Genomic DNA, 23,893 nt, shown 5'->3' on the forward strand with positions numbered 1-23,893 from the left:
CTTCGGTTTGGGGAGGTCTCTCCTCCCGTTCCTCATTCCTGTGCTCGTCACAGGAATCCAGCCAACCCCGGATCCTTGGGCCGAAAGGATTCTCCCGCGCCGCCGACGCGGCGCTGCTGGATCCCTGTGACAGGCACAGGGATGAGGAAGAATGAATGCGTCAAACCCATGACGCCGCTGCCGGGTACCGCTCGCCCACCAGGACTCGCGGCACCGTGAGCCCTGCCGAAAGGCTCACTTGAACAGCGCTTCCGCCTCTTCGATTGAAAGCGAGCTCGTATAGGAATAATAGCCGGGCTTGCCCTCGAGCTGCTTTGCGGCTTCCGCCACGTTCTTCGAGTCGATGAAGGGGATCGGCAGGTAGAGCGCGTTGCCGTATTGTCCGGCCTTTGCCGGCTCCTTCAGTTCCTTGCCCTGCAGCATCAGGACGGCGACGTTGAGGGCGCTCGCCATGACGCCGGGCGGGTTTACGGTCGCGCCCGAATTCAGCTTTTCCTTGATCCAGAGGTCGATGAAGTCCTTGCGGATTTCGCCGGTCGCCGCGATCTGGCCGGCCTTGCCGGCGTCCATGATCGATTTCCAGGCGCCGGCCGCCATGCCGTCCTGCACCAGCACGCCGTTGATGTCCGGATAGGTGGCAAGGATGTTCTGCATCGCCTGCTGGCCCTGGGCTTGGTCCCAGTTGGCATTGACCTCGTTGACGACCTGGATGTCCGCATGATCCTTGAAGACGCTCTTGTAGCCGGCGACGCGCATCTCGTTTGCGGGATGGCCGGCTACGCCGTTGATCGCAACCACCTTGCCCTTGCCGCCGAGCGTTTCGGCGAGCCATTTGGCGCCCGCGGCACCCCAGGCGGTCTGGTCGATGCCGACATAGATGGCATCCGGCGAAGAGACTTCCGCATCGGTGGCGATCACCAGGATGCCGGCTTCCTTCGCCTGGGCGAAGATCGGATCGAAGGCGGTCGGGCTGTTGGGGTTGACGATGATGGCGTTCACCCCTTCCGCGATGAAGTTGCGGATATGCGCGATCTGCCCGGGCACGTCGACATTGGCGCTCTGGACGGAGACCTCGACGTCGACGCCTTTTTCCTTCCATTCCGCAGCCGCGGCCTTTGCCTCGTCGATCATCTGGGTACGCCACTCGCTGCCGACCCAGCCGTTGGAGAGACCGATTTTAAAGGTCTCGGCGTGAGCGGATGCCGACAGGACGATGGACGCGACCGTGCCCAGCGCAAATGCGAAAAATTTCTTCATAAGATCCTCCCAAATCTTGCCGGCACATGAAGCCAGAAAATGTAATCGATTTCAATCGCCGTTTTGGGCGATGATTTGGGGGCCGGGAGGGGCATCTACAGCGCCGCGCGTCTTTTCAGACGCGCAAGAATAGGCGTGGCACTTTAATCTGCGGCATGTAATCGGCCACGATCAGTAGGCCAGGTCTCGATCACGCGGACGAAATGCGCCAGCCACGCATTCGTCTGGTGGCCGTCCAGTGCACGATGATCGATAGTCAGCGACACATAGGCCATCGGACGGATCTGGAGCGTGTCGGCGCCGTCCACCTCGCGGACGACCACCCGCTTGTCGAGCTTGCCCACGCCGAGGATCGCTGATTGCGGCTGGTTGATGATGATCGGCGCCGCGAGCAGCGATCCGGAGACGCCATGATTGGAGATGGTGAAGGTGCCGCCCGTCACGTCCGCGCGGGAGAGCGCGTTCGAGCGCGCACGCGTCGTCAGGTCCTGCAGCCGGGCCGCAATCTCGGCAAGCGACAAATCCTGCGCCCGATGGATCACCGGCACGACGAGGCCCTTGTCCCCGAGGGAAATCCCTACGCCGATATTGATGTCGTCGAACGTTTCGAGCGCATCCTCGTGCCAGCGGCTGTTGACCTCGGGGACCGCGCGCATCGCCGCCACGCAGGCCGAAACCACATAGGCCGTATAGGAGCGCTTGGTGCCGTCCGCCGCAAGCCTCTTGCCGTACTCGTCCCGATGGCGCATCACCGCCGAGAAATCGGCCTCGAACACGGCCGTCACATGCGGCGCCGTCGTGACGGAGTTGAGCATATGTTCGGCGATCGCGGCGCGCATGCCGGTATGCGGTATCCTGCGCGACTTGGGGGCGGCTCCCCTGTCGCCAGCCTCGGCCGCGACCGAAGCAGGCCCTTCCTGCCGGGCGGTAAACGCCCTGTCCATGTCGGCGCGCGTGACGCGGCCACCCCGGCCGGTGCCGGTGACGGTGGCCGGATCGACGCCATATTCTTCCGCGGCATGCCGCACGGCCGGCGAGTAGTGCGGCGCGTGTCCCGCCCCGGCAGCCTCGCTGCCGATCCGGCCGAGAACGGCGCCGGGCGTGGCATCGTCGCCATTCCGCATCAGGATTTCCGCGAGCACCCCGTCGGCGGGCGCCGACACCTCCTGGGTCACCTTGTCGGTCTCGAGCTCGACCAGCGGATCGCCCGATTTGACCGGATCGCCGATCTTCCTGAGCCAGTTGCGGACGACCGCTTTGGTCCCCTCCTGCTCCAGCGGAGCCTGGATGTCGATGAGGTTGCCCATCTTCAGAACTCCAGAAGGTCGGTGATCTTCTGGCGTATGCGTTCCGTCGAAGGAACCGCCCAGTCGAGCAGGACGGGATTATGGGGGCTGGGAATATCCGGCATGGTGAGGCGCGAGATCGGCGCGTCGAGATCGATGAAGGCTTCGTCGGCGACGGCTGCGGCAATCTCCGCGCCGAAACCCGCCGTCGCGAGGTCCTCGTGGACGATGAGGCACCGGCGGGTGCGGCGCACGGATGCGATGACCGCTTTCCTGTCCCAGGGCATCAGGGTTCTCAGATCGATCACGTCGGCTGAGATCCCTTCTGCCGCCTCTTCGCAACGCGGCACCATGGCGCCCCAGGTGACGATGGTGATGTCGCGGCCTTCGCGCGTGAATTTCGCCTTGCCGAAGGGCAGGGCGAAGGCATCGCCGGGATAGGGCCGCCGCGCCCAGGGATGGTCGAGCATGGCCCGGTGCTCGAAGAAGATCACCGGATCGTTGCCGCGCAAGGCGGTGCGCAGGAGCCCGACGGCGTCCTCGGCGTTGGAGGGAACGGCGATCTTCCAGCCGGGCTGGTGGACGAAGGCGACCTCGTTCGTCTGGCTGTGCCACGGATCGCCGCATTTGAAGAATCCCCCCGCCATACGCACGACGATCGGCGCGGCGAAGCGGTTGCTGGTCCGCCAGCGGATCGTGCCGCAATCGTTGAGCTGCTCGATCGCGGGCTCGGCATATTTGCGGAACTGGATTTCCGGCACCGGCACGAGGCCCGCCAGCGCCATTCCGACCGCCCGGCCGATGATGCCCTCCTCCGAGAGCGACGTGTCGAAGACGCGGGCGGCACCGTATTTCTCCTGCAGCCCGAGGGTCACGGCATGAACGCCGCCCTTCGGGCCGATATCCTCGCCGAAGAGGACGACCCGCTCGTTCATCGACATCTCGTGATCGAGCGTGCGGCGGATCGCCGTCACCATGTTGATCCTCTGGCCGTCGCCCGTAGCGGTCTCCGTCGTTTCCGGCGGACGGTAGCCGGCAGGGTGCTGTCCGCCCATGACCTGCATCTGGCCTTCGAAGAAGACATGGCTTGTGACGGTTTCAGGGTCGGCGACCGGCCGGGATTCGGCCTCGACGCGCGCCCGTTCGGCGGCAGCCTTCGCGTCTCTCGCAGCTTCGTTCCATTCCTCGGCGCTCAACATGGCGGGGACGAGATAGTCCCTCAGCCGCGGCAGCGGATCGTGTGCCCATTCGCTCCTGACGAGCTCCTCGCTCTTGTAGGTCTGGGTATCCTGGAAGCTGTGCCCTTCGAGGCGGGGCACCTCGAGTCTGAGCAGCACCGGCATCCGTCCTTCGCGCACCAGTTCCACGGCGCCTTTCGTCAGCCGGGCGGCCTCTTCCGGATCCGAGCCGTCGCCGTCGAGCACGGTCAAGTTTTTCCAGCCCGCGAGATTGCCGGCAATATTGCCTTCGGGCGTCTGGAAGCTCGAGGGAACGGAGATGCCGAAGCCGTTGTCTTCGATATAGAGAAGCAGCGGCAGGTCCTGCGTCGTCGCGATCGTCAGAGCGGACCAGAAGCCGTTGGAGGCAACCGAACCGTCACCGCCCAGCACGACGGCAATATCCTTTTGATATTCCTCTTTTCCGAGAACTTCGCTGAAATAGGTGATCGCCTGCGCCCAGCCGGCCGTCGGGGTATACTGGGTGCCGACCCCTCCGCACATCGGCAGGGCCGAGGGGCCGTGCGGGTTGGGATAGTTGAAGACGACGCCGATATCCCGGCCGTCGGAATATCCGCCCGCGCGCCCCATCGCCGAGCCGAGCGCGTCCGCCGGATCGACGCCGAGCGCCAGCAGCAGCGGGCGCGAGCGATAATAGCCGCATGCCGCATCGTGCCTGCCCGTAAGGTGAAGCCCCAGGAGAATCTGCGCCATGTCATGGCCACGTGCCGAGAACTGGTAGAGAACCTTCTTCTCAGGGACGAGGCGCTGCTCCTCCATCTCGTCGAGCGCGCGCGACAGGAGCACAAGTTGCACGACCTTCTTCCAGTCGATGCTCTCGTCCGGTGCGTTGCGCCGGTCCTTTTTGAGTGCGGCCTGAGCCATCAGGGTCTCCTCCAGTCCTCCGAGATCAAGACTACGCCGCTAGACGCGCAAAACGGTTTCAATCTGATCCTTTTTTGGCTAGAGTTTGATGAAGCTGTTTCGCTTTCGAGGGATTTATGATGAATTCATTCAATCTCGATGCGATCGACCGAAAGATTCTAGGGATCCTCCAGGACCGAGGCGACATCAGCCATGCAGCCCTGGCGGAGGCGGTCGGTGCCTCGCCGGCGTCCTGCTGGCGGCGCATCAAGGCGCTGGAGACGGCGGGGGTGCTGGTTAAGACCGTGAGCCTCGTCAATCCCGACCTGGTTGGACGCGGATTGAACGTCTTCTGCCAGGTGCGCATGAAGTCCCATGATCCGGTTGCGCGCCGAAATTTCGAACGTTTCGTGGAAAGCCACGAGGAAGTTCTCGAATGCTATTCCATGTCGGGCGACTGGGATTACCTGCTGCGGGTCCTCGTTGCCGATGTCGCCGACTACGAGCGCCTGCTGATGCGCGGCATTCTCACCCACGAGGCAGTGGCGAACTCGTCTTCTCACTTCGCCTTGAAGAGCGTCAAATACTCCACCGCCGTTCCCGTCTAGATCTTTGAAGCTACGCACTTTTCCTGGAATTGCCCTAAGACCTTAGTCTGATACTTCCGGCCATAGGTCCTAGGACCGTTGCGTGCCGAGTTCCCATAACCTATGCCGGTGGTTGCGCGTTCACGGGATAACGGAAAAGCCCCAACTGCCGCCCGGGCGCGCGAGGGTCGCAGAGCGACGCCGCCCCAGCCCCATCTGCATCGCTCTGCGACCCTCGCCTTGAGCATTCCCGCTCTTCTCCCATCCACGGCGCCGAACGTGCCCTCACATGTCGCAATTTTCTCGGAACCATCCGCCGGGCGAGACGTTAGACGCGGTCGCTTTTGCCCGAAGCGACTGGAAGCGTAAGAGGGTCGGCTCGCCATTCCCTCCCCCTCACCGAAGAGTCGACCGACAGGCGGCGCCCTTTCTCCTCCCTCGGGGGCGCCGCCATCGTTCTTCGAAACGGATTGCAGGTCATGGTTGCGCCTGTTGCCGTCCTTGGCTCGGCGTGCTCAAGTGCATCCTGCGACCAAACCCCAGGGAGCCCTGCCATGACGACAGTGATCCTCTTCCATTCCGTCTACGGCCAGCGCCCGTTCGAGCGGGGCGTCGCCGAGCGCCTGACCGTGGCCGGTCACCAGGTGTTCACGCCCGACCTATACGAAGGCCGGGTTGCTTCCTCGATAGAGGAGGGCTTTGCCCTGAAGGAAGAGATCGGCTGGAGCACCCTTTGCGAGCGCGCCGAGCGGGCGGTCGCGGATCTGCCTGCCGATGCCGTTCTCGGCGGTTTTTCCATGGGCGCTGCTGTTGCCGCCAGCCTGTGGCCGAAGCGGCCGGAGACGGCCGGAATTCTCTTTCTACACAGCATCGCCGAAATTCCGGCAAATGCACGACGTGGGCTTCCGGTGCAGGTCCATCTCGCCGATCCGGATATCTTCGAACCGGCAGACGAAGTCGCCGCCTGGCGTGCTGACGCCGAACGGACGCCGGTCGCCCTGGAAGTCTTCATCTATCCCGGTGCCGGGCATATTTATACCGACGCCACCCTTGCCGATTACGATTCCGAAGCCGCCCGGCTCACCTGGAGCCGCGTCGAACGTTGCCTTGCGGCACTTTGAGCGGACGCTCGATGTCTGCCCTTATCCCGCTGCCGCGCGCAGGCGGGGGAGAAGGGGCAATCCGCGTAGCCTTGGCGTTAAGAGGCCTTCCCATAACCGCCGCCCGTCGGCGTCACGACCGTGAAAGCCTCGCCGGCCTCGAGCACCGTATGGGCCGAGCCCGGCAGCTCTTCGATGCGGCCGTCATTGCGGCGAACAAAGTTGCGGCCGTTTTCCCCCTCCTCGCCGCCCTTCAGGCCGAAGGGCCGGACGCGGCGGTGGCCGGAAAGGATCGCGAAGTCCAGCCGCTCGCGCGCGCGGATCGTCCTCTGTGTACCGTCGCCCGCCGACCACTTGCCGCGCCCGCCCGAGCCCTTGCGGATGTGGAAGTCTTCGAGCACGACCGGGAAGCGAGTCTCCAGGATTTCCGGGTCGGTCAGGCGCGAATTGGTCATGTGCGTGTGAACCGCATCGGCTCCGTCATAGCCGGGGCCGGCCGGCGCGCCGGAGCAGATCGTCTCGTAATACTGGTAGTCGGCGTTGCCGAAAGTCAGGTTGTTCATTGTTCCCTGCGCGGCGGCCTGCGCCTCGACCGCGCCGAAGAGGCAGTTGGTGACCGCCTGGCTCACCTCTACATTGCCGGCGACGACCGCCGCCGGGTAGCGCGGCGAAAGCATGGTGCCTTGCGGTATGACGATGCGGATAGGCCTCAGGCAACCGGCATTCATCGGGATGTCGGCCTCGACCAGCACCCGGAAGACATAGAGCACGGCGGCACGCGTCACCGGTTCCGGCGCGTTGAAATTATCCGAACGCTGCTGCGACGTTCCGGTGAAATCGACCGTTGCTTCCCGGCTCCCGCGGTCGATGGAGATCTTCACCGCGATCCGGCAGCCCTGGTCCATCTCGTAGGAGAATTCGCCGTCCGGCAATCGGTCGAGCACGCGGCGCACACTTTCGGCCGCATTGTCCTGGACGTGCCCCATATAGGCCTCGACCACGTCCTCCCCGAATTGCGCGATCATCTTCCTGAGTTCCGCCACGCCCTTCTCGTTGGCCGCGACCTGTGCCTTGAGGTCGTTGACGTTCTGGAGGATGTTGCGCACCGGATAGCGCGCTCCGTTCAAGAGCCCCTCCAGTTCCTCCTCGCGGAAGCGGCCGCGGTCGATGAGCTTGAAGTTGTCGATATAGACGCCTTCCTCTTCGATATTGGTGGCCAGCGGCGACATCGAGCCCGGCGAGATACCGCCGATATCCGCATGGTGACCGCGGCTTGCGACCCAGAAGCGGATCTCGCGGCCCTCATCGTCGAAGACCGGCGTGCAGACCGTCAGGTCCGGCAGATGCGTGCCGCCGTTATAGGGCGCATTGATCAGGAAGACATCGCCCGGATGGATCACCGGGTTCTCGCGGATCGCGGTGGCGACCGAAGCGTCCATGGAGCCCAGATGCACCGGCATGTGCGGCGCGTTGGCGACCAGATTTCCCTTGTTGTCGAAGACCGCGCAGGAGAAGTCGAGCCGCTCCTTGATATTGACCGAATAGGCGGTGTTCTGCAGCGTCACGCCCATCTGCTCGGCGACCGACATGAAGAGATTGTTGAAGATCTCCAGCATGACCGGGTCGGCCTTCGTGCCGATCGCAGTGCGCTCGGGCAGCGCCTTGATGCGTCTCAGGACGATATGGTCTTTCGCCGTTAACTCCGCCTGCCAGCCGTCCTCGACAATGATCGTCTGGTTTGCCTCGATGATGATTGCCGGACCGGTGAACTTCTGGCCTGGCCCGATTTCGGAACGCAGCGCCACCGGAGCGTCGTGAAACGTGCCTTGCGAATAGAAGCGGGTCCACCGGTTCGCAACGACATGTCCGGCCGTCACGGCAAGGCCTTCCGCTTCCATTTCCGCAGCCCCGCCGCCGACCGTTTCGACCTCGACCGCATCGATCACCAACGCCTTGTTTTCGGCGACGAATCCGAAGCGGCGCCTGTGCAGACGCTCGAATTCACCGCGGAGCCGCGCCTGGTCGTCCTCATCCGGGAAGGTCGCTTCCACCGGCAGGACCGTGTCGGTTCCCGCATAGCGGATATGCGCGCGCAGATGCGTGCGTATCCGCTCACGGGCGATCCCTTGCGCTTCCAGTTCCGCCAGGCATTCCGATTGCAGTTCGTGGCCAAGTGCGGCAAGTGCGCTTGGTGCGGCCTCGTCGAGAGCGGCCCCGAGCGCCTTCTGCCGCGTGGCGCGAATGTCGGCAAGGCCCATACCGTAGGCCGAGAGCAGCCCGGACATCGGATGCAGGAGAATACTCTTCATGCCGAGCGCATCGGCGACCAGGCAGGCGTGTTGCCCGCCGGCGCCGCCGAAGCAGTTGAGCGCATAGCGCGTCACGTCATAGCCGCGGCTTACGGAAATCTTCTTGATCGCCTCGACCATGTTGGCGACCGCGATGCGGATGAAGCCGTCGGCGACGTCCTCGGGGCTCCGTCCGTCGCCGATCTCGGCCGCTAGCACGACGAAACGGTCACGCACGGTCTCCACGTCGAGCGGCAGGTTCTGCTCCGGGCCGAAGATCGCCGGAAAATGTTCCGGCAACAGCTTACCGAGCATGACGTTGGCATCGGTGACGGCAAGAGGTCCGCCGTTGCGGTAACAGGCGGGACCGGGATTGGCGCCGGCCGAATCCGGACCGACACGGAAGCGCTCGCCGTCGAAATGGAGGACCGAGCCGCCGCCGGCGGCAACCGTGTGGATCAGCATCATCGGCGCGCGCACCCGCACTCCCGCAACCTCCGTCTCGAAGGCGCGCTCGTACTCGCCGTCAAAATGGGCGACGTCGGTCGAGGTTCCGCCCATGTCGAAGCCGATCACGCGGCCGAATCCGGCCGCCTCGCCCGTCCGCGCCAGACCGACGACGCCGCCCGCGGGTCCGGAGAGGATCGCATCCTTGCCCTGGAACATCTCCGCTGCCGTGAGCCCGCCGGACGACATCATGAACATGAGCCGGGCGCCGGATCGGGCGACGTCCAGCTCTTCCGAAACCTGCGCCACATAGCGGCCGAGCACGGGCGAGAGATAGGCGTCGATCACGGTCGTGTCGCCACGGCCGACATATTTGACGAGCGGCGAGACCTCGTGGCTGACGGATACCTGCTCGAACCCGATGGAGCGCGCGATCTTGGCGACGCTCGCCTCGTGGGCGGGATATTTGTAAGCGTGCATCAGGACGATGGCGACCGCCCCGTAGCCAGCGGCTTTCAGCCCTTCTAGCGCCAGACGCACCGCCGCCTCGTCGAGCGGCCGCTCGATCGTGCCGTCGGCGAGCACCCGCTCGTCGAGCTCTACGATATCCGAATAGAGTGCCTCGGGCTTGATGATCTCGGTAGCGAAGATCTTCTTGCGTTCCTGATAGCCGATCCTGAGCGCATCGCGGAACCCGCGCGTCGTGACGAGCGCCAACCGCTCGCCCTTGCGCTCCAGCAACGCATTGGTGGCGACCGTGGTGCCCATCCTGACCTCGCCGACCAAGCCCGCCGGGACCGGATCGCCGGAGCCGAGGCCGAGATGCTGCCGGATGCCGTGGACCGCCGCATCGCGATAGGCACCGGGATTTTCCGAAAGGACCTTCAGCGCGTGCAAGGCGCCCGCCGGATCGCGGCCGACCACGTCGGTGAAGGTACCGCCGCGATCCACCCAGAAATCCCAAGCTCCCGTCACGCTCATCTCCAGCTCCTCCGCAATGCCGCCGCTTCCATAGGCGCTTTTTATGGGCCGGCGACGACCGGCAGGCAAGGGAAGAAGAGGCGCGCCACCAGCGAAAAGGGAGCCGATGCCTGTGCCGGATCTCTGGCCTAGCACCGCCATTTATGTCAGAGGAGGCACGGTCCAACAGCGGAGACGGAAACGGTGAAACAGCGCCGCCCTACGGCGAAAAGGCGGGTCGGAGACGAGAAAGCCGGCGAACTGCCCGGCAAGCGCGTGACGCTCGCCCGGGCGCTCTCTAAGCTCGGCTACTGCTCGAGGACGCAGGCCGAAAAGCTGATCGCCGAAGGGCGTGTCAGCGTCGCCGGCCGGAAGATCACCGATCTCTCCCACTGGGTCGATATCGAAGCGGACAGGATCGCCGTCGACGGAACCGTCATTGCCGCCCAGGCCAGGGTCTATCTCATGCTGAACAAGCCGCGCGGCCTCGTGACCACCCGCGACGATCCGGAGGGCCGGCCGACGGTCTTCAGCTGTCTCGATGAGGTCGACGTTCCGTCCCTCTCGCCGGTCGGCAGGCTCGACAAGGCAAGCGAGGGACTTCTCCTCTTCACCAACGACACGGTGCTGGCGCAGCGTCTGCTCGATCCGAAGACCCATCTCGGCAAGGTATACCATGTTCAGGTGCGCGGCATTTTCGGCGAGGCCATGGCCGCACGGATGGTGGAAGGCGTTACGGAGGGTGGCGAACTGCTGCGCGCGGTGCGGGTCGAACTCCTGAAAAGCGGAGACAGGAACAGCTGGATCGAGGTGGAGCTTGACGAAGGGCGCAACCGCCAGATCCGCCGCATGCTCGACGTGCTCGGCTTCGAGTGCCTGCGTCTCCTGCGCGTTTCGATCGGCGAGATCAGGCTGGGCGATCTGCCGAAGAGGGCGAGCCGGCCGCTCACGGAGGCGGAGATCCTTTATCTCAGGCGCCGCACAGGGCTTTGACGATTCGCAGCCGAACGTCGGCGGCTCGCAGCAAAAACCTCCCCCCGTCGCCCGATGTCCGGAAATCCACCCATCGACGAGCGGTTTTGTTTCCGAATCCACCCATTTGCCGCGCCTATGCGCTGTAAATGCATGAAACGGCGTCCGCCAACGGTTGTCTGTGCTAAAATCCCGTTTGCTAATGGGTGAACCCAGACCCGGCGGGAGGAACCATGCCGGCTGGTCGATGACTTTCATCCGGGAGGAAAAGATGAAAATTCTGAACGCACTTCTGGGCGCAGCCGCCGCCGTTTCCCTGTTTGCCGCTTCGGCGAGCGCCCAGACCTATCCGGAGCGCACGATCACCATGGTGGTGCCGTTCTCGGCGGGCGGCCCGACCGATACGGTTGCCCGCCTCGTCGCCGAGTCCATGTCGAAGGATCTCGGCCAGCAGATCATCGTCGAGAATGTCGGCGGCGCCGGCGGGACGCTCGGCGCGGGCCGCGTCGCCCAGGCCGATCCGGACGGCTACACGTTGCTTCTGCACCATATCGGCATGGCCACCAGCGCGACGCTCTATCGCAAGCTCGCCTATGACACGCTGAATGCCTTCGAATATGTCGGCCTCGTCACCGAAGTTCCGATGACCATCGTTGCCCGCAAGGATTTCGAGCCGACCGACCTCAAGGGCCTGATCGAACACGTCAAGGCGAACAAGGACACGGTGACGGTCGCCAATGCCGGCATCGGCGCGGCGTCGCATCTTTGCGGCATGATGTTCATGAGCGCGATCGAAACGCCACTGACGACCGTGCCCTACAAAGGCACCGGCCCGGCAATGACCGACCTGCTCGGCGGCCAGGTCGACATCATGTGCGACCAGACGACGAACACGACGAAGCAGATCCAGGGCGGCACGATCAAGGCCTATGCGGTGACCTCGCCGCAGCGCCTCAAGATCTTCCCCGATCTGCCGACCGCCGAGGAAGCGGGCCTTTCCGGCTTCCAGGTCGGCATTTGGCACGGCATCTATGCGCCGAAAGGCACGCCGGCCGAAGTCACCGACCGGCTGTCGAAGTCGTTGCAGAAGGCGCTCAAGGACGAGAACGTCGTCGCCCGCTTCGGTGAACTCGGCACCGAGCCGTCAAGCGACGCCGACGCGACGCCGGCGGCGCTGAAAGCCAAGCTCGAAAGCGAGATCGCCCGCTGGAAGCCGGTGATCGAGGCGGCCGGCCAGTACGCCGACTGATCGCGCGTCAGACTCTCGGCCCGTGCGGGCGTGCAGCGAGGATGCGCACGCACGGGCGTTGACAGCTGTCAACAGGCGATGCGTCGGCTGCCCACTTACGGACGACATGCATCAGCCGTCAGAACATGCGAAGATGTACGGCAAAGACCGGGCGCGGCACTTTTCATCGGAAGAGGATCGGCGCTCGCGAAAATAACGGGGACCCAATGAAATCCATCTCCTTCGATACGACCAATGCGCTGTGCGGCGGCATTCTGACGGCAGTCGGGCTGTTCTTCGCCTGGCAGTCGTTCGGGCTCGAGCTCGGCACCGCCTTTCGCATGGGCCCCGGCTATTTCCCGCTGGTTCTCTCCGCCGTGCTGATCCTGCTCGGCCTGATCATCCTCATTCAGTCGGCGCGCGTTCACAGCGAGCCGATGGGGCCGATCGCCATCCGGGGCATCTTCTTCATCCTGCCGGCGCCGATCTTCTTCGGGCTGACGGTGCGCGGCCTCGGCTTCGTCCCCTCCCTCTTCTTCACGGCGCTGATCGCCTGTTTTGCTTCCAGCCGGATGAAGCCGCTCTGGGCGATCGCCCTCTCGCTTGCCTTGACCATCTTTTCGGTCGGCGTCTTCAGCTACGGTCTCAACCTGCCATTCGAGCGGTTCGGCCCGTGGACCCGGTTCTAGGAGGCGGCGACGATGGAACTCTTCAGCAATCTTGCCCTCGGCTTCGCCACGGCCGCCTCGCCGGCGAACCTGCTCTTCTGTCTGATCGGCGTACTCCTCGGCACCCTGATCGGCGTGCTGCCCGGCATCGGCGCCACGGCGACCATCGCCATGCTGCTGCCGATTACCTTCCAGCTTGAGCCGGTCTCCTCGCTGATCATGCTCGCCGGCATCTATTACGGCGCTCAATATGGCGGATCGACCACCGCGATCCTGATCAACATGCCCGGCGAATCCTCTTCTGCCGTGACCGCCATCGACGGCTATCAGATGGCGCGCAAGGGCCGCGCCGGAACGGCGCTCGCGATCGCAGCGCTCGGCTCGTTCTTCGCCGGCACGGTCTCGACATTCCTGGTCGCACTCTTCGCGCCGCCTTTGACGGAGATCGCGCTCGAATTCGGCGCGGCGGAATATTTCTCGCTGATGATCGTGGGCCTCGTCTCCTCGGTTGCGCTTGCGCACGGATCGGTCATCAAGGCGCTTGCGATGGTGGCGCTCGGCCTGCTGCTCGGCCTCGTGGGCACCGATATCTATACCGGCACGCCGCGCTTCACCCTCGGCATTCGGGAATATTCCGACGGTCTCAATTTCGTGGCGCTGGCGGTCGGCGTCTTCGGTATCGCCGAGATCCTCCGCAATCTCGAAAGCGAGAAGACGCGCGAAGTGCTGATGGCGAAGGTCACCGATCTGATGCCGACGCGCGAGGACTTCAGGCAGATGGTCGCGCCGGTCCTGCGCGGCACGGCCATCGGCTCGGCGCTCGGCGTACTTCCCGGCGGCGGCGCGATCCTCGCCGCCTTCGCCTCCTACACGGTGGAAAAGCGCCTCTCCGACCGGCCGGAGGAATTCGGCCGCGGCGCCGTCGCGGGTGTCGCCGGACCTGAAAGCGCCAACAATGCCGGTGCGCAAACCTCGTTCATCCCATTGCTCACCCTTGGCATTCCGGCAAACCCTGTGATGGCGCTGATGATCGGTGCGATGATCATCCAGGGCATCGTGCCCGGCCCGAACGTGGCGGTGGAGCAGCCGGCGCTCTTCTGGGGAATCATCGCTTCGATGTGGATCGGCAACCTGATGCTGGTGGTCCTGAACCTGCCTTTGATCGGCCTCTGGGTGAAGCTCCTGAAGATCCCCTATTTCGTGCTCTTCCCGATCATCATGGCCTTCTGCTCGATCGGGGTGTACAGCGTCAACTCCAACGTCTACGACCTCTACGCCGTCGCCTTCTTCGGCCTTGTCGGCTACCTGCTCCTGAAGCTGCGCTGCGAACCGGCGCCGCTGCTCCTCGGCTTCGTGCTCGGCCCCCTGCTCGAGGAAAACCTTAGGCGGGCCATGATCCTCTCACGCGGCGACCCGACGACCTTCGTCACTCGACCGATCAGCGCGACCCTGCTCCTCATCGCCCTCGCCGTGCTTGTCGTCGTCTTCCTGCCGAGCGTCAAGAAAAAGCGCGAGCAGGTCTTCGTCGAGGAGGATTGAACCGGATCAGTCTGGTTGCACCGGGCGCATGCCCCCACGCGCCGGCTTACTGAACGGGAAATCGGCGGGTAAAGTTGTGCGTGTATTCGCCTATTTGGAAATCCTCGAAACGCTGAGACCAGCGTTTCCCCGGCCAGATATAATCTACTCTGCCTTTTGCAGGGCGATAGACGGCTGTGTAGAGGGTGGGATGGGCCCCGCTCACGGAATAAAGCGGCGGCCGAAGGAAGCCGTCCGTCAGCTTCTCCAGCGACATGGAAGGATCCTCTAGTGCTCTCAGAATAAATTGCTGCCGAGCCACCGAGAATGATGACGGTCGTGCCGCCCGCTGATGATTTGCGCATGCCCTCAGGCGCGTAATGATCGGCCGTTGGCCCGGTCCGAGGAATAGAGTGGCATAGTTGCCGGCACTATCCAGTACGGTGACGTTCTGCGCGAGCGCCACAGGTATTCGGCATAAAGCTTTGACAGCCTGCTCGACCTGGTGACAGGTCTCCAGCACATAGCGGATCACGAGAATGATCGAGAACCCTCTGCCCTGAGAACGTCCGCCCCCAAGAGTAACGCTTGCGGCCAGTCCTTGCTCATTCATCCCATCGACGCAGCCTCCCCAAGGGCGTTGCGCCTTCGCGATCACCTTTAACCCGGACCACTCGGTCATTTCGAAACGATCGGAGACGATACTCGGCGGATAGTCGAAATTGCGGATCAGTGCCGGGCCCCCTTCGCCGAGCCAGACAGATTGACTGCAGCCAAAAGCATCCGGCGCGGGTCGAAAGTGACTGAGCATCCGATGAGCAACCTCATCATCTCCAACGAGAGCGCAGGCGTGCTCGTAGTGAGGAACGAGTTCAGGCATGTACTGCCATAGGGCCTCGCGACATTCCTTGGCGCTCGGACCCGATGCTCGTTGGGCCCGCCCGAAATACCAGCTCTCCGCCTCGGTTCGACCGGCAGCAAACCGCGAAAGCCAAGCTTCCCCAGGCCGTTCCTCTCGCGCCGCGACGAAGGTCTTCTCCATAGCGCGAGGAGTATAAGGACTGAACAAGTGGCTTGGCAACGCAACCGTGATGCCGCACGAGTCCCTCCACCATCACGAACCGCACCAGGGCGCGGCCGATCACCACCGGCAGCAGGCCGCCAGATTGATCCTCCCAGCCTGGCCCCGCACAAAGAAACGGGGTCGGACCCGAAACCCCGAATTTCTCGCCTCGCCGGCGCGTATATAGTCACATGTGACTACTTGCATGGGAGGGACTTATGTCGACCGTAAGCCTTAAAGATGCAAAGGCCGGCCTGTCGGACTATGTCGACGAAGCGATCAGAGGCGAGTTCGTGACGATTACCCGCCACGGATAGCCTGTCGCAGTTCTCGTTCCGCTTGCGGCAGCGGAGATCGCGCGCAAGGCCCTGAACAGGACCCGGCCCAGCCTCGCTTCGCATCTGCAGAAGTTCCCAGGCGGCGAGTTCGAACGTAACGTTCCCGGGATGTCGGTCTGTGAGTGGCTATCTCCTCGACACGAACGTCATATCGATGCTCTCGCCAACCGGCCTGGTGAATTTCCGCCCCACGCCTCGACAAAAAATTTTGCATCCATGTCACACCGGCGGCCGCTGTCTCGTCATGGTGTCGGAACCAACAAAAAGGAGACCGACCATGACTGCCAGACTTGATCCCTTTGCCGCCGCCCCTTCGCTGATGAAGAGCTGGTTCAGCATCTCTACCGCCGTCGCTTCGAGCCTCGAGTCGAGCCTTATCGAGCTCGTGAAAATCCGGGCCTCGCAGATCAACGGTTGCGCCAACTGCATCAACATGCACACGGCGGAAGCCCGGGTAAAGGGCGAGAGCGAGCAGCGGATCTACCTGCTCTCGGCATGGCGCGAGGCGCCGTGCTATACCGACCGCGAGCGGGCGGCGCTTGCCTGGACCGAAGCTCTGACGCGGCTGTCGGAGGGCCATGCTCACGCCGCCGCCTATGAGGCGCTGAAGGCCGAGTTCACGGAGGAGGAGCAGGTGAAGCTCACGCTCATGATCAATGTCATCAACGGATGGAACCGCCTCGCCGTGGGCTTCGGCCTGTGGGTCGAACCGGCAGCCGCGAAGGCAATCGCCGAGAAGGCGGTCGCCTGATGACACAGGCTACGCAAGCGGATGCGGCAGCGAGTTTCGACCCGCTGCGTCCGAAGCTGATGCGCGTCGCCTATCGCATGCTCGGCTCGGTTGCCGATGCCGAGGATATGGTGCAGGAGGCCTTCATCCGCTGGATGGGGGCCGACCGCGCCGAAGTGCGCGAACCGGAGGCCTTCCTGCGCCGCACCGTAACCCGGCTCTGCCTCGATCAGCTGAAATCGGCACGGCGCCAGCGCGAGACCTATGTGGGGCCTTGGCTTCCCGATCCCGTCGTGGAGGAGGAGGAAGTGGAAGACGTCACCTTGCCGCTGATGCTGGCGCTGGAGCGGTTGTCCCCTCTCGAGCGGGCAGCGTTCCTGTTGCACGACGTGTTCGGGCTCGGTTTCGAGGAGGTTGCAGCGACCATCCAGCGCGACGCCGCGGCCTGCCGGCAGCTTGCCGCCCGCGCACGCACGCATGTCCGGGAGGCAAGGCCTCGCTTTCACGTCGAGAAGGAGCGCGGCCTCGAGCTTGCGGAGGCCTTCTTCAAGGCCTCGCGCAGCGGCGACATGAACGCGTTCGGCGCCATGCTCGCGGCCGATGTCAGCATCCATGCTGACGGCGGCGGCAAGCGCTCGGCAGCGATCATGCCGATCATCGGCTTTGACGCCGTGATGAAGGTCCATGAGAAGCTGGCGGCGCTTTTCCGGGCGCACGGCTCGAAACTGCTGCGCGTCGGTTTCGTCAACGGACTGCCCGGCTTCATCACGATGGAGGCCGACGGCGAAATCCAGACCACCGCCCTCGAGATCGAGGGCGGCAAGGTCGCTGCGATCTATGTCGTGCGGAATCCCGACAAGCTGAGGCACCTGCAATGAGCCTACCTTTAAAGCGCGCTCGAACTTAGTGCGAGGCGCCGGATCCGCCGACGGCGACGATCGCAAAGGGTTGGCCTTCGATGGGGATCGTACGGGTCTCCTTGAGAGTCTCTGCATCGATCACCCGGATGAGCGAGTGTCGCGGGTCGGTGATGACGATCTGGCCGTCGGCTGCCGCCAGGCGCGGGCGCGGATCGCGCCAATGGCCGTCCTTGCTGTATGGCTCGGTGACCCTGCCCTTGCGGAGGATTTCCCCCTTGATCACGTCCACCACATGGAGGTCGCCGTCTTCCGTCAGGATGTAGGCATTGGCCGGGGTTGCAGGATCCAGGAGAAAGTCGACGCGCCGGGTCGGCAGCGTGATCAGCCGATACGGCTCGCTGCTGTCCGGATCGATGAGCACGACTTTGTCCTCGCCGTAATTGCCGAGGAAGAACTGCATCGCCTTGCCTCCGAGCAGGGTGCCCGTGTAACCCTTCGGGAAATCGGAGGGGTAGGGGAGCATTGTGAGCTTTGGCCCGTCGATACCGCCGGGACGGGCGACGAGCACCCCTTCCTTGCAGCCAAAGGCGACGAGACGGGCTGATGTGGCCTCGCCATGCAGGTCGGTGCATTTGCTGATCTCGCCGATCTGACCGCCCTTTTCGTCGATCACACGCAAGCCGACTCGCGGCGGCAGTTCGTCCGGCTTCGGCTCGATTTCCGTGTCCGGCACCGAAACGAGCACATGGCGCCCCATGCTCACGGCGACACCGTGGTGCGGCTTGGTCGTATCGATGGCCCTGACCTGCGCCTTGCCTTCGAGAAGCGCGGCTTCGTCGATGATGTCCGCCTTGCCGCCGCGATCGTAGAAAATGATCGCGTGATCGTCATGCGGCACCACATGGGCGGGGCGCTTGCCCTCGATCGCCACCGGAAGAAGCGCGGCATCGGAGACTTCCACGTCGCGATGCTCCCCGTGATCCGAGAACCCGATGCCAGTCTTGATGATGTGTACGATGTCCTGTTCCGATTGCGCGGCGAAGACCGTCTGCCCGGATGCGCTGACCGTCAGGGCCGCATATCCCTTGATGTCATAGCGGCCCAATTCCTTGCCGTCCGCAAAGTCGATGGCGCGCACGACCGGCTGCGTGTGATCGGCGACGAACAGGCGCCAGGCTTCCTTCGTCTCGTGATCATCCGCGCGTGCGCCGGGTGTGGCCAAGACGAAAGCGGACGCCACTGCTGCCATCAGGCGGGCCCGGGTTGGGGACAATATCATCGGGGGGTCCTTTCTTTGTTTTGAAACAGTTCTCGTCCGGGCAGTCCGTCGGCACGGCTGGGCCTATGAAAAGCCGTTGGTAATGCATCTTCCCGGAATCGCTATGTTATTACATTACTCGATGACGTAATAACATTACGAAAGCGGTGCGTGTCAATCCCGAGAACGCTACGAGCGGATGCTTTCGCCCTCGTTCCCCTGCTTGTCGCGGAAATGAAACGGAGAGGATCTACCGACGCGCCGCGCTGGGCTCGTCGCTCTTCAGATAGCTCACCACGGCATCGGCGATCATCGTGCGATGCCGCGCGATCGTCTCGGGCTCCGACAGGTCGCGGCGGAAGATCGTGCCGAAGGTGTAGCGGTTCGAGACGCGGAAGAAGCAGAAGGCGCTGATCAGCATGTGCACGTCGATCGGGTCGGCCTTGCGGCGGAAGGTCCCGTCACCAAGGCCGCGCTCGATGATCGCCTCGATCATCTGGATCACCGAGACGTTGAGGTCCCGGATCGCATCGGAGCGCAGCATGTGCGCGGCGTGATGGATGTTTTCGATGCTGACCAGGCGGACAAAGTCCGGATTGGCCTCGTCATGGTCGAAGGTGGTCGCGATCAGTGTGCGAAGTGCCTCTTCTGGGGGCAGGTTCGCAAGCTCCAGATCGGCCTCCAGCGTGCGGATCTTGCGATAGGACCGCTCGAGGACGGCGAGATACAGCGCTTCCTTGCTGCCGAAGTAATAATAGATCATCCGCTTCGAGGTGCGGGTGCGCTCGGCGATCTGATCGACGCGCGCGCCTGCGAGGCCATGGGTGGAGAATTCCTCCGTCGCGACTTCGAGGATGTCGTCCTGCGTCCGCTGCGGATCGTTCTTCCTGCCGTTTGCCTGCCGCTCCGCCATGTTCACCGCGCTGCCCCCGCTCTCCCTCAAGCCGTTTACCGATCCACTTGCCGAAGCGAGGCAGCAGTCGAACCACGGACCTCCCGAACGATGGATCAACACATATCACCTTGCCTCGCCCTTTCAACCTCGCGGGGATTGATTTTCCGAACTAGTTAGTACATTTTTGCAACGAGACATGCCGAACGCCACGGAGGAGCGTGGCGGAAGGCTCCGGGCGACCGCCTGGCTGGGGAGGAGAAGCCTGCGACAGGTCTGCGCCTTGCGCTGTCGCTCGCTTGTCGCTTGGGAGGAGCGGATGGGCCGCATCATCGATTTCTATTTCTTCGCCTTGAGGGTGACGATCGCGCTGCTGCTTGCCGGCATGGTCGTTCTCGTCTTCGGCAATGTCGTGCTGCGCTATGCCTTCAACCAGGGAATAACGGTGTCGGAGGAGCTGTCGCGGATGTTCTTCGTCTGGCTCACCTTTCTCGGCGCCGTGGTCGCCATGCGCGAGCATGGCCATCTCGGCGTCGATTCGCTCATCAAGCGCCTGCCGCCGCGCGCCGCGAAGGCGGCCGTGCTCTGCGGCCACGCGCTTATGCTCTATGCGACCTGGCTGGTGATTAGCGGCAGCTGGACCCAGACACTGATCAACCTCCATGTCGGCGCGCCGGCGACCGGCATCTCCATGGCCTTCTTCTACGGAGCGGGCCTCGCCTTCGGCGTTCCGGCCTTCCTGATCCTGCTCGCCGATGTGTTCGCGATCGCGACCGGCCGCATCGACGTGACCACGACCGATCTCGTACGCGAGAGCGAGGACGAAGCAGCGCTCGACGACCTCCCTGCCCCCGCGCTCGGTCCGCTTTCGGCGAAGCATTGAGGAGGCGACGATGACCGTATCGATCTTCCTCGGCGCCCTTCTCGGACCCATGGCGCTCGGCGTGCCGATCGCCTTCGCCCTCATTCTGAGCGGCGTGGCGCTGATGCTCTATCTCGGCCTGTTCGATGCCCAGATCGTGGCGCAGAACGTGCTGAACGGAGCCGACAGCTTCCCGCTGATGGCAGTTCCCTTCTTCCTGCTTGCCGGCGAGGTCATGAATACGGGCGGCCTCTCCCGCCGCATCGTCGCGCTTGCCATGGCCATGGTCGGCCATATCCGCGGCGGGCTCGGCTTCGTCGCGATCTTCGCGGCCTGCATTCTCTCCAGTCTTTCCGGCTCGGCGGTCGCCGATGCAGCCGCACTCGGCGCGCTGCTTCTGCCGATGATGCTGAAAAGCGGCCACGACCCGGCGCGCGCCGGCGGGCTCATCGCCTCCGCCTCGATCATCGGCCCGATCATACCGCCCTCGATCGGCTTCATCCTCTTCGGGGTGGTCGGCGGCGTCTCCATCACCAAGCTCTTCCTCGCCGGCATATTCCCGGGACTGATGATCGCCGCGGCGCTTTCGATCACCTGGCTGATCGTCGCCCGCAAGGAGCAGTTCGAACTGCCGCCGCGGCAGAGCCGCAGGCTGCGCCTCAGGGCCTTCGTCGACAGCCTCTGGGCGCTTTTCCTGCCCGTCATCATCATCGTCGGACTGAAGTTCGGCGTCTTCACGCCGACCGAGGCGGGTGTCATCGCCGCCGTCTATTCGCTCTTCGTTTCGATGGTCGTCTATCGCGAGTTGGCGCCGGCGCAACTCTTCCACGTTTTCGTCTCGGCCGCGAAGATCAGCGCCGTCGTGATGTTCCTCGTAGCCTGCGCGGCGGTTTCGGCCTGGCTGATCACCGTTGCCGACGTTCCCGGCGCGCTCGCCGCACTCCTCGAGCCCCTGATGGGCAACCAGACGGCTCTGCTTATCGCGATCATGGTTTTGATCGTGATCGTCGGCACCGCGATGGACATGACGCCGACGATCCTGATCATGACGCCGGTCCTGATGCCGGTCATCAAGCAGGCGGGCATCGATCCGGTCTATTTCGGCGTGCTCTTCATCATCAACAACTCGATCGGCCTGATCACCCCACCGGTCGGCACCGTTCTGAACGTCATCTGCGGCGTGTCGAAGCTTTCGATGGAGGATCTGATGAAGGGCGTGATGCCCTTCCTCTTCGCGGAACTGATCGTTCTTTTCCTGCTCGTCCTGTTCCCTGAACTGGTGACCGTTCCGGTCTCCTGGTTCGGACGCTGAGGCGCGATTTTCGACTGTCAACAAGGCCGGCACGACACCGGTCCAACCTGGGAGGAAAACATGTTCGACAGACTGACCAAACTGGCATTGGGCCTGGCCGTGCCACTGGCACTCATGACGGCGGGGCCGGCCCTGGCGGAGATCCGCGATCAGACGGTCAAATTCGCCTCGGCGAACAACAAGGGTCATCCGCAAGTGACCGGCATGGAGAAATTCGCCGAGCTCGTGAAGGAGAAGAGCGGCGGCAAGATCGAGGTCAAGCTCTTCCCGGGCGGGACGCTCGGCGGCGACGTCCAGACCGTCTCGGCGCTGCAGGGCGGCGTCATCGAGATGACAGTGCTGAACGCCGGCATTCTGGCGAGCAACGTCAAGGAGTTCGGCGCGGTCGACCTCCCCTTCCTGTTCGACAGCGGCGAGGAGGCGGACAAGGTGATGGATGGTCCCTTCGGCACCAGCTTGATGGAACGCCTGCCCGCCACCGGGCTCGTCGGCCTCGCCTATTGGGAGCTCGGTTTCCGCAACCTGACCAACAACCGGCATCCGGTGACCAAGCTCGAAGACATAAAGGGCCTGAAGATCCGCACCATTCAGTCGCCGATCCCGGTCGGGCTTTTTAACGCGCTCGGCGCCAATGCGGTGCCGCTCCCCTATACCGAGCTCTATACTGCGCTCGAGACGGGAACGGTAGACGGCCAGGAGAATCCCTCCGCCAACATCATCAACGCGAAATTCTACGAGGTGCAGAAGTACATGACGCTCACCCGTCATCAGTACAATCCGCAGATCGTCCTCGTCAGCAAGAAGTTCTGGGACGGGCTCAATGACGAGGAAAAGACCGTTCTGCAGCAGGCGGCTGTCGAAGCGCGCGACTTCCAGCGCAAGGTCTCGCGCGAGCAGGATGCCGCAGCACTCGAGGAGATCCGCAAGACGGGAATGGAAGTCAGCGAATTGAGCCCCGAGGAAACGCAGAAGCTGCGCGATGCCGTCAAGCCGATGATCGAGAAGTTCAGTGCCGATATCGGCCAGGAGACGGTCGAGGCGCTCTTCAAGGAAATCGGCACCGCCCGCGGCCAGTGACCAGACCTCATGCCGGTCCGCCCGCAACGGCGGGCCGGCGCGCAGCTGCCAGAAACCGAAACACCCGGAACCCGACATATGACCGAAACGCTTGTGAGATCCTTGAAGGCGGGCCTGATCGGCACCGGCATCCAGGCTTCGCTGACGCCGGCCATGCATATGGCAGAAGGCGCGGCGCAGGGCATTCGCTACGACTACGACCTGATCGATCTCAACATGCTAGGGGCGAGCGAGAAGGACCTGTCGCGCTTGCTCGCCGACGCCGAGCGGCGAGGGTTTGCCGGACTCAATATCACCCATCCCTGCAAGCAGGCGGTCATTCCCTATCTCGACGAGCTCGCCCCCGAGGCGCGGCAACTCGGCGCCGTCAACACGGTGGTCCTCAGAAGCGGACGGCGCTACGGCCACAATACGGACTGGTGGGGCTTTGCCGAAGGCTTCCGGCGCGGCCTCCCGGATGCCGACCTCTCCTCCGCCGTGCAGCTCGGCGCCGGCGGCGCCGGGGTCGCCACGGCCTATGCCGCGCTCTCGCTTGGCTTGCAGCGGCTCGTCGTGTTCGACCGCGAGGCCGGCCGGGCGCAGGCGCTCGCCCGGATGCTCTCCCCTCTCTTTCCGAGAGCCGAGGTGGCGGCCGGCAACGACCTTCCCTCGGAAATGAAAAATGCCGCCGGCCTCATCCACGCCACGCCGACCGGCATGGCGAAATATCCCGGATTGCCGCTCGACGCCGAGCTTCTTTCGCGAAGCCATTGGGTCGCCGAGATCGTCTATTTTCCGCTGGAAACGGCGCTTCTCAGGGAGGCCCGGCGGCGTGGCTGCAAAACGCTCGACGGCGGCGGCATGGCGGTGTTCCAGGCGGTCGGCGCGTTTCGGCTGTTCACCGGGCTTGAACCCGACGCGGCGCGGATGCTCGGCCACTTCAGGGCGATGACCGGCTAACGGCGCCCGGCCACGCAGGTTTCATTTGACGACCGGTTTGTATAGCGTGTCATTCAAGGAGGCGCGGGGCAACCGGCGGTTGGCGTTCGCCGGCGATCTGAAGTCATTCGAAACCAAAGCCTTCGAAGCGGCCCAGCAGGCGGGCACGGCGATCGTCGTCGACGTTTGGG

General features: G+C 63.9%; 19 protein-coding genes and 1 pseudogene. 13 read left to right on the forward strand and 7 right to left on the reverse strand.

The window, feature by feature from the left end:
• Positions 1-234: 234 nt before the first annotated feature.
• From PZL22_RS03965 to PZL22_RS03975, 3 genes are all read right to left on the reverse strand, one after another.
• Complete coding sequence (locus tag PZL22_RS03965; RefSeq protein ID WP_003527931.1) at positions 235-1,257, reverse strand: ABC transporter substrate-binding protein; 1,023 nt, start codon at positions 1,255-1,257, stop codon at positions 235-237.
• 143 nt (positions 1,258-1,400) lie between these two features.
• Entirely contained in the window at positions 1,401-2,564 is a 1,164-nt protein-coding gene (locus PZL22_RS03970; RefSeq protein WP_003527929.1) for a dihydrolipoamide acetyltransferase family protein, read from the reverse strand.
• A 2-nt stretch (positions 2,565-2,566) separates the two neighbouring features.
• Positions 2,567-4,645: an alpha-ketoacid dehydrogenase subunit alpha/beta gene (locus PZL22_RS03975; RefSeq protein WP_284718162.1), complete on the reverse strand. Its 2,079-nt coding sequence runs from the start codon at positions 4,643-4,645 to the stop codon at positions 2,567-2,569.
• A gap of 116 nt (positions 4,646-4,761) precedes the next feature.
• On the opposite strand from PZL22_RS03975, the gene PZL22_RS03980 reads away from it, so the two are divergent.
• Entirely contained in the window at positions 4,762-5,232 is a 471-nt protein-coding gene (locus PZL22_RS03980; protein WP_010974948.1) for an Lrp/AsnC family transcriptional regulator, read from the forward strand.
• Positions 5,233-5,765: 533 nt separating this feature from the next.
• Positions 5,766-6,332, forward strand: coding sequence for a dienelactone hydrolase family protein (locus PZL22_RS03985; protein WP_003527923.1), 567 nt, complete (start codon positions 5,766-5,768; stop codon positions 6,330-6,332).
• A gap of 77 nt (positions 6,333-6,409) precedes the next feature.
• Here PZL22_RS03985 and PZL22_RS03990 read toward each other — a convergent pair whose 3' ends face one another.
• Positions 6,410-10,027, reverse strand: a complete 3,618-nt coding sequence (locus tag PZL22_RS03990) for a hydantoinase B/oxoprolinase family protein (RefSeq protein WP_127613876.1) — start codon at positions 10,025-10,027, stop codon at positions 6,410-6,412.
• Positions 10,028-10,210: 183 nt separating this feature from the next.
• Between PZL22_RS03990 and PZL22_RS03995 the strand changes: the two genes are divergently transcribed.
• From PZL22_RS03995 to PZL22_RS04010, 4 genes are all read left to right on the forward strand, one after another.
• Entirely contained in the window at positions 10,211-10,999 is a 789-nt protein-coding gene (locus PZL22_RS03995) for a pseudouridine synthase (protein ID WP_003527920.1), read from the forward strand.
• Positions 11,000-11,249: 250 nt separating this feature from the next.
• Complete coding sequence (locus tag PZL22_RS04000; protein ID WP_033048526.1) at positions 11,250-12,227, forward strand: tripartite tricarboxylate transporter substrate binding protein BugD; 978 nt, start codon at positions 11,250-11,252, stop codon at positions 12,225-12,227.
• A gap of 206 nt (positions 12,228-12,433) precedes the next feature.
• Positions 12,434-12,895, forward strand: coding sequence for a tripartite tricarboxylate transporter TctB family protein (locus PZL22_RS04005; protein WP_003527917.1), 462 nt, complete (start codon positions 12,434-12,436; stop codon positions 12,893-12,895).
• A gap of 12 nt (positions 12,896-12,907) precedes the next feature.
• On the forward strand, positions 12,908-14,413 hold the full coding sequence (locus PZL22_RS04010) for a tripartite tricarboxylate transporter permease (RefSeq protein WP_003527915.1): 1,506 nt from the start codon (positions 12,908-12,910) through the stop codon (positions 14,411-14,413).
• Between the two features lie 46 nt (positions 14,414-14,459).
• On the opposite strand, the gene PZL22_RS04015 is transcribed toward PZL22_RS04010, so the two are convergent.
• On the reverse strand, positions 14,460-15,434 hold the full coding sequence (locus PZL22_RS04015; RefSeq protein ID WP_127613878.1) for a C45 family peptidase: 975 nt from the start codon (positions 15,432-15,434) through the stop codon (positions 14,460-14,462).
• A gap of 239 nt (positions 15,435-15,673) precedes the next feature.
• Between PZL22_RS04015 and PZL22_RS04020 the strand changes: the two are divergent.
• The 3 genes and pseudogenes from PZL22_RS04020 to PZL22_RS04030 all read left to right on the forward strand — a co-directional run.
• Positions 15,674-15,892 (forward strand): annotated as a pseudogene (locus PZL22_RS04020) (type II toxin-antitoxin system Phd/YefM family antitoxin); the annotation flags it as partial.
• A gap of 178 nt (positions 15,893-16,070) precedes the next feature.
• Positions 16,071-16,544, forward strand: a complete 474-nt coding sequence (locus tag PZL22_RS04025) for a carboxymuconolactone decarboxylase family protein (RefSeq protein ID WP_003527910.1) — start codon at positions 16,071-16,073, stop codon at positions 16,542-16,544.
• Complete coding sequence (locus PZL22_RS04030; protein WP_003527909.1) at positions 16,544-17,401, forward strand: sigma-70 family RNA polymerase sigma factor; 858 nt, start codon at positions 16,544-16,546, stop codon at positions 17,399-17,401. The genes PZL22_RS04025 and PZL22_RS04030 overlap by 1 nt, the downstream gene beginning before the upstream one ends.
• Before the next feature lie 25 nt (positions 17,402-17,426).
• Here PZL22_RS04030 and aztD read toward each other — a convergent pair whose 3' ends face one another.
• The gene (gene aztD / locus PZL22_RS04035) at positions 17,427-18,662 is read right to left on the reverse strand and encodes a zinc metallochaperone AztD (RefSeq protein ID WP_003527908.1); all 1,236 of its coding nucleotides are present in this window, start codon (positions 18,660-18,662) and stop codon (positions 17,427-17,429) included.
• A gap of 229 nt (positions 18,663-18,891) precedes the next feature.
• The gene (locus tag PZL22_RS04040; RefSeq protein ID WP_003527907.1) at positions 18,892-19,554 is read right to left on the reverse strand and encodes a TetR/AcrR family transcriptional regulator; all 663 of its coding nucleotides are present in this window, start codon (positions 19,552-19,554) and stop codon (positions 18,892-18,894) included.
• A 298-nt stretch (positions 19,555-19,852) separates the two neighbouring features.
• Between PZL22_RS04040 and PZL22_RS04045 the strand changes: the two genes are divergently transcribed.
• The 4 genes from PZL22_RS04045 to PZL22_RS04060 all read left to right on the forward strand — a co-directional run bounded on the left by PZL22_RS04045 (position 19,853) and on the right by PZL22_RS04060 (position 23,723).
• Positions 19,853-20,416, forward strand: coding sequence for a TRAP transporter small permease (locus tag PZL22_RS04045; protein WP_284718163.1), 564 nt, complete (start codon positions 19,853-19,855; stop codon positions 20,414-20,416).
• Between the two features lie 10 nt (positions 20,417-20,426).
• Positions 20,427-21,707, forward strand: coding sequence for a TRAP transporter large permease subunit (locus PZL22_RS04050; protein ID WP_003527905.1), 1,281 nt, complete (start codon positions 20,427-20,429; stop codon positions 21,705-21,707).
• A 60-nt stretch (positions 21,708-21,767) separates the two neighbouring features.
• Entirely contained in the window at positions 21,768-22,784 is a 1,017-nt protein-coding gene (locus PZL22_RS04055; RefSeq protein ID WP_003527904.1) for a TRAP transporter substrate-binding protein, read from the forward strand.
• Positions 22,785-22,862: 78 nt separating this feature from the next.
• Entirely contained in the window at positions 22,863-23,723 is an 861-nt protein-coding gene (locus PZL22_RS04060) for a shikimate dehydrogenase (RefSeq protein ID WP_003527903.1), read from the forward strand.
• The last annotated feature ends 170 nt before the right edge of the window (positions 23,724-23,893 follow it).

The sequence above is a fragment of the Ensifer meliloti genome (genome assembly GCF_030064585.1).
GTDB lineage: Bacteria > Pseudomonadota > Alphaproteobacteria > Rhizobiales > Rhizobiaceae > Sinorhizobium > Sinorhizobium meliloti.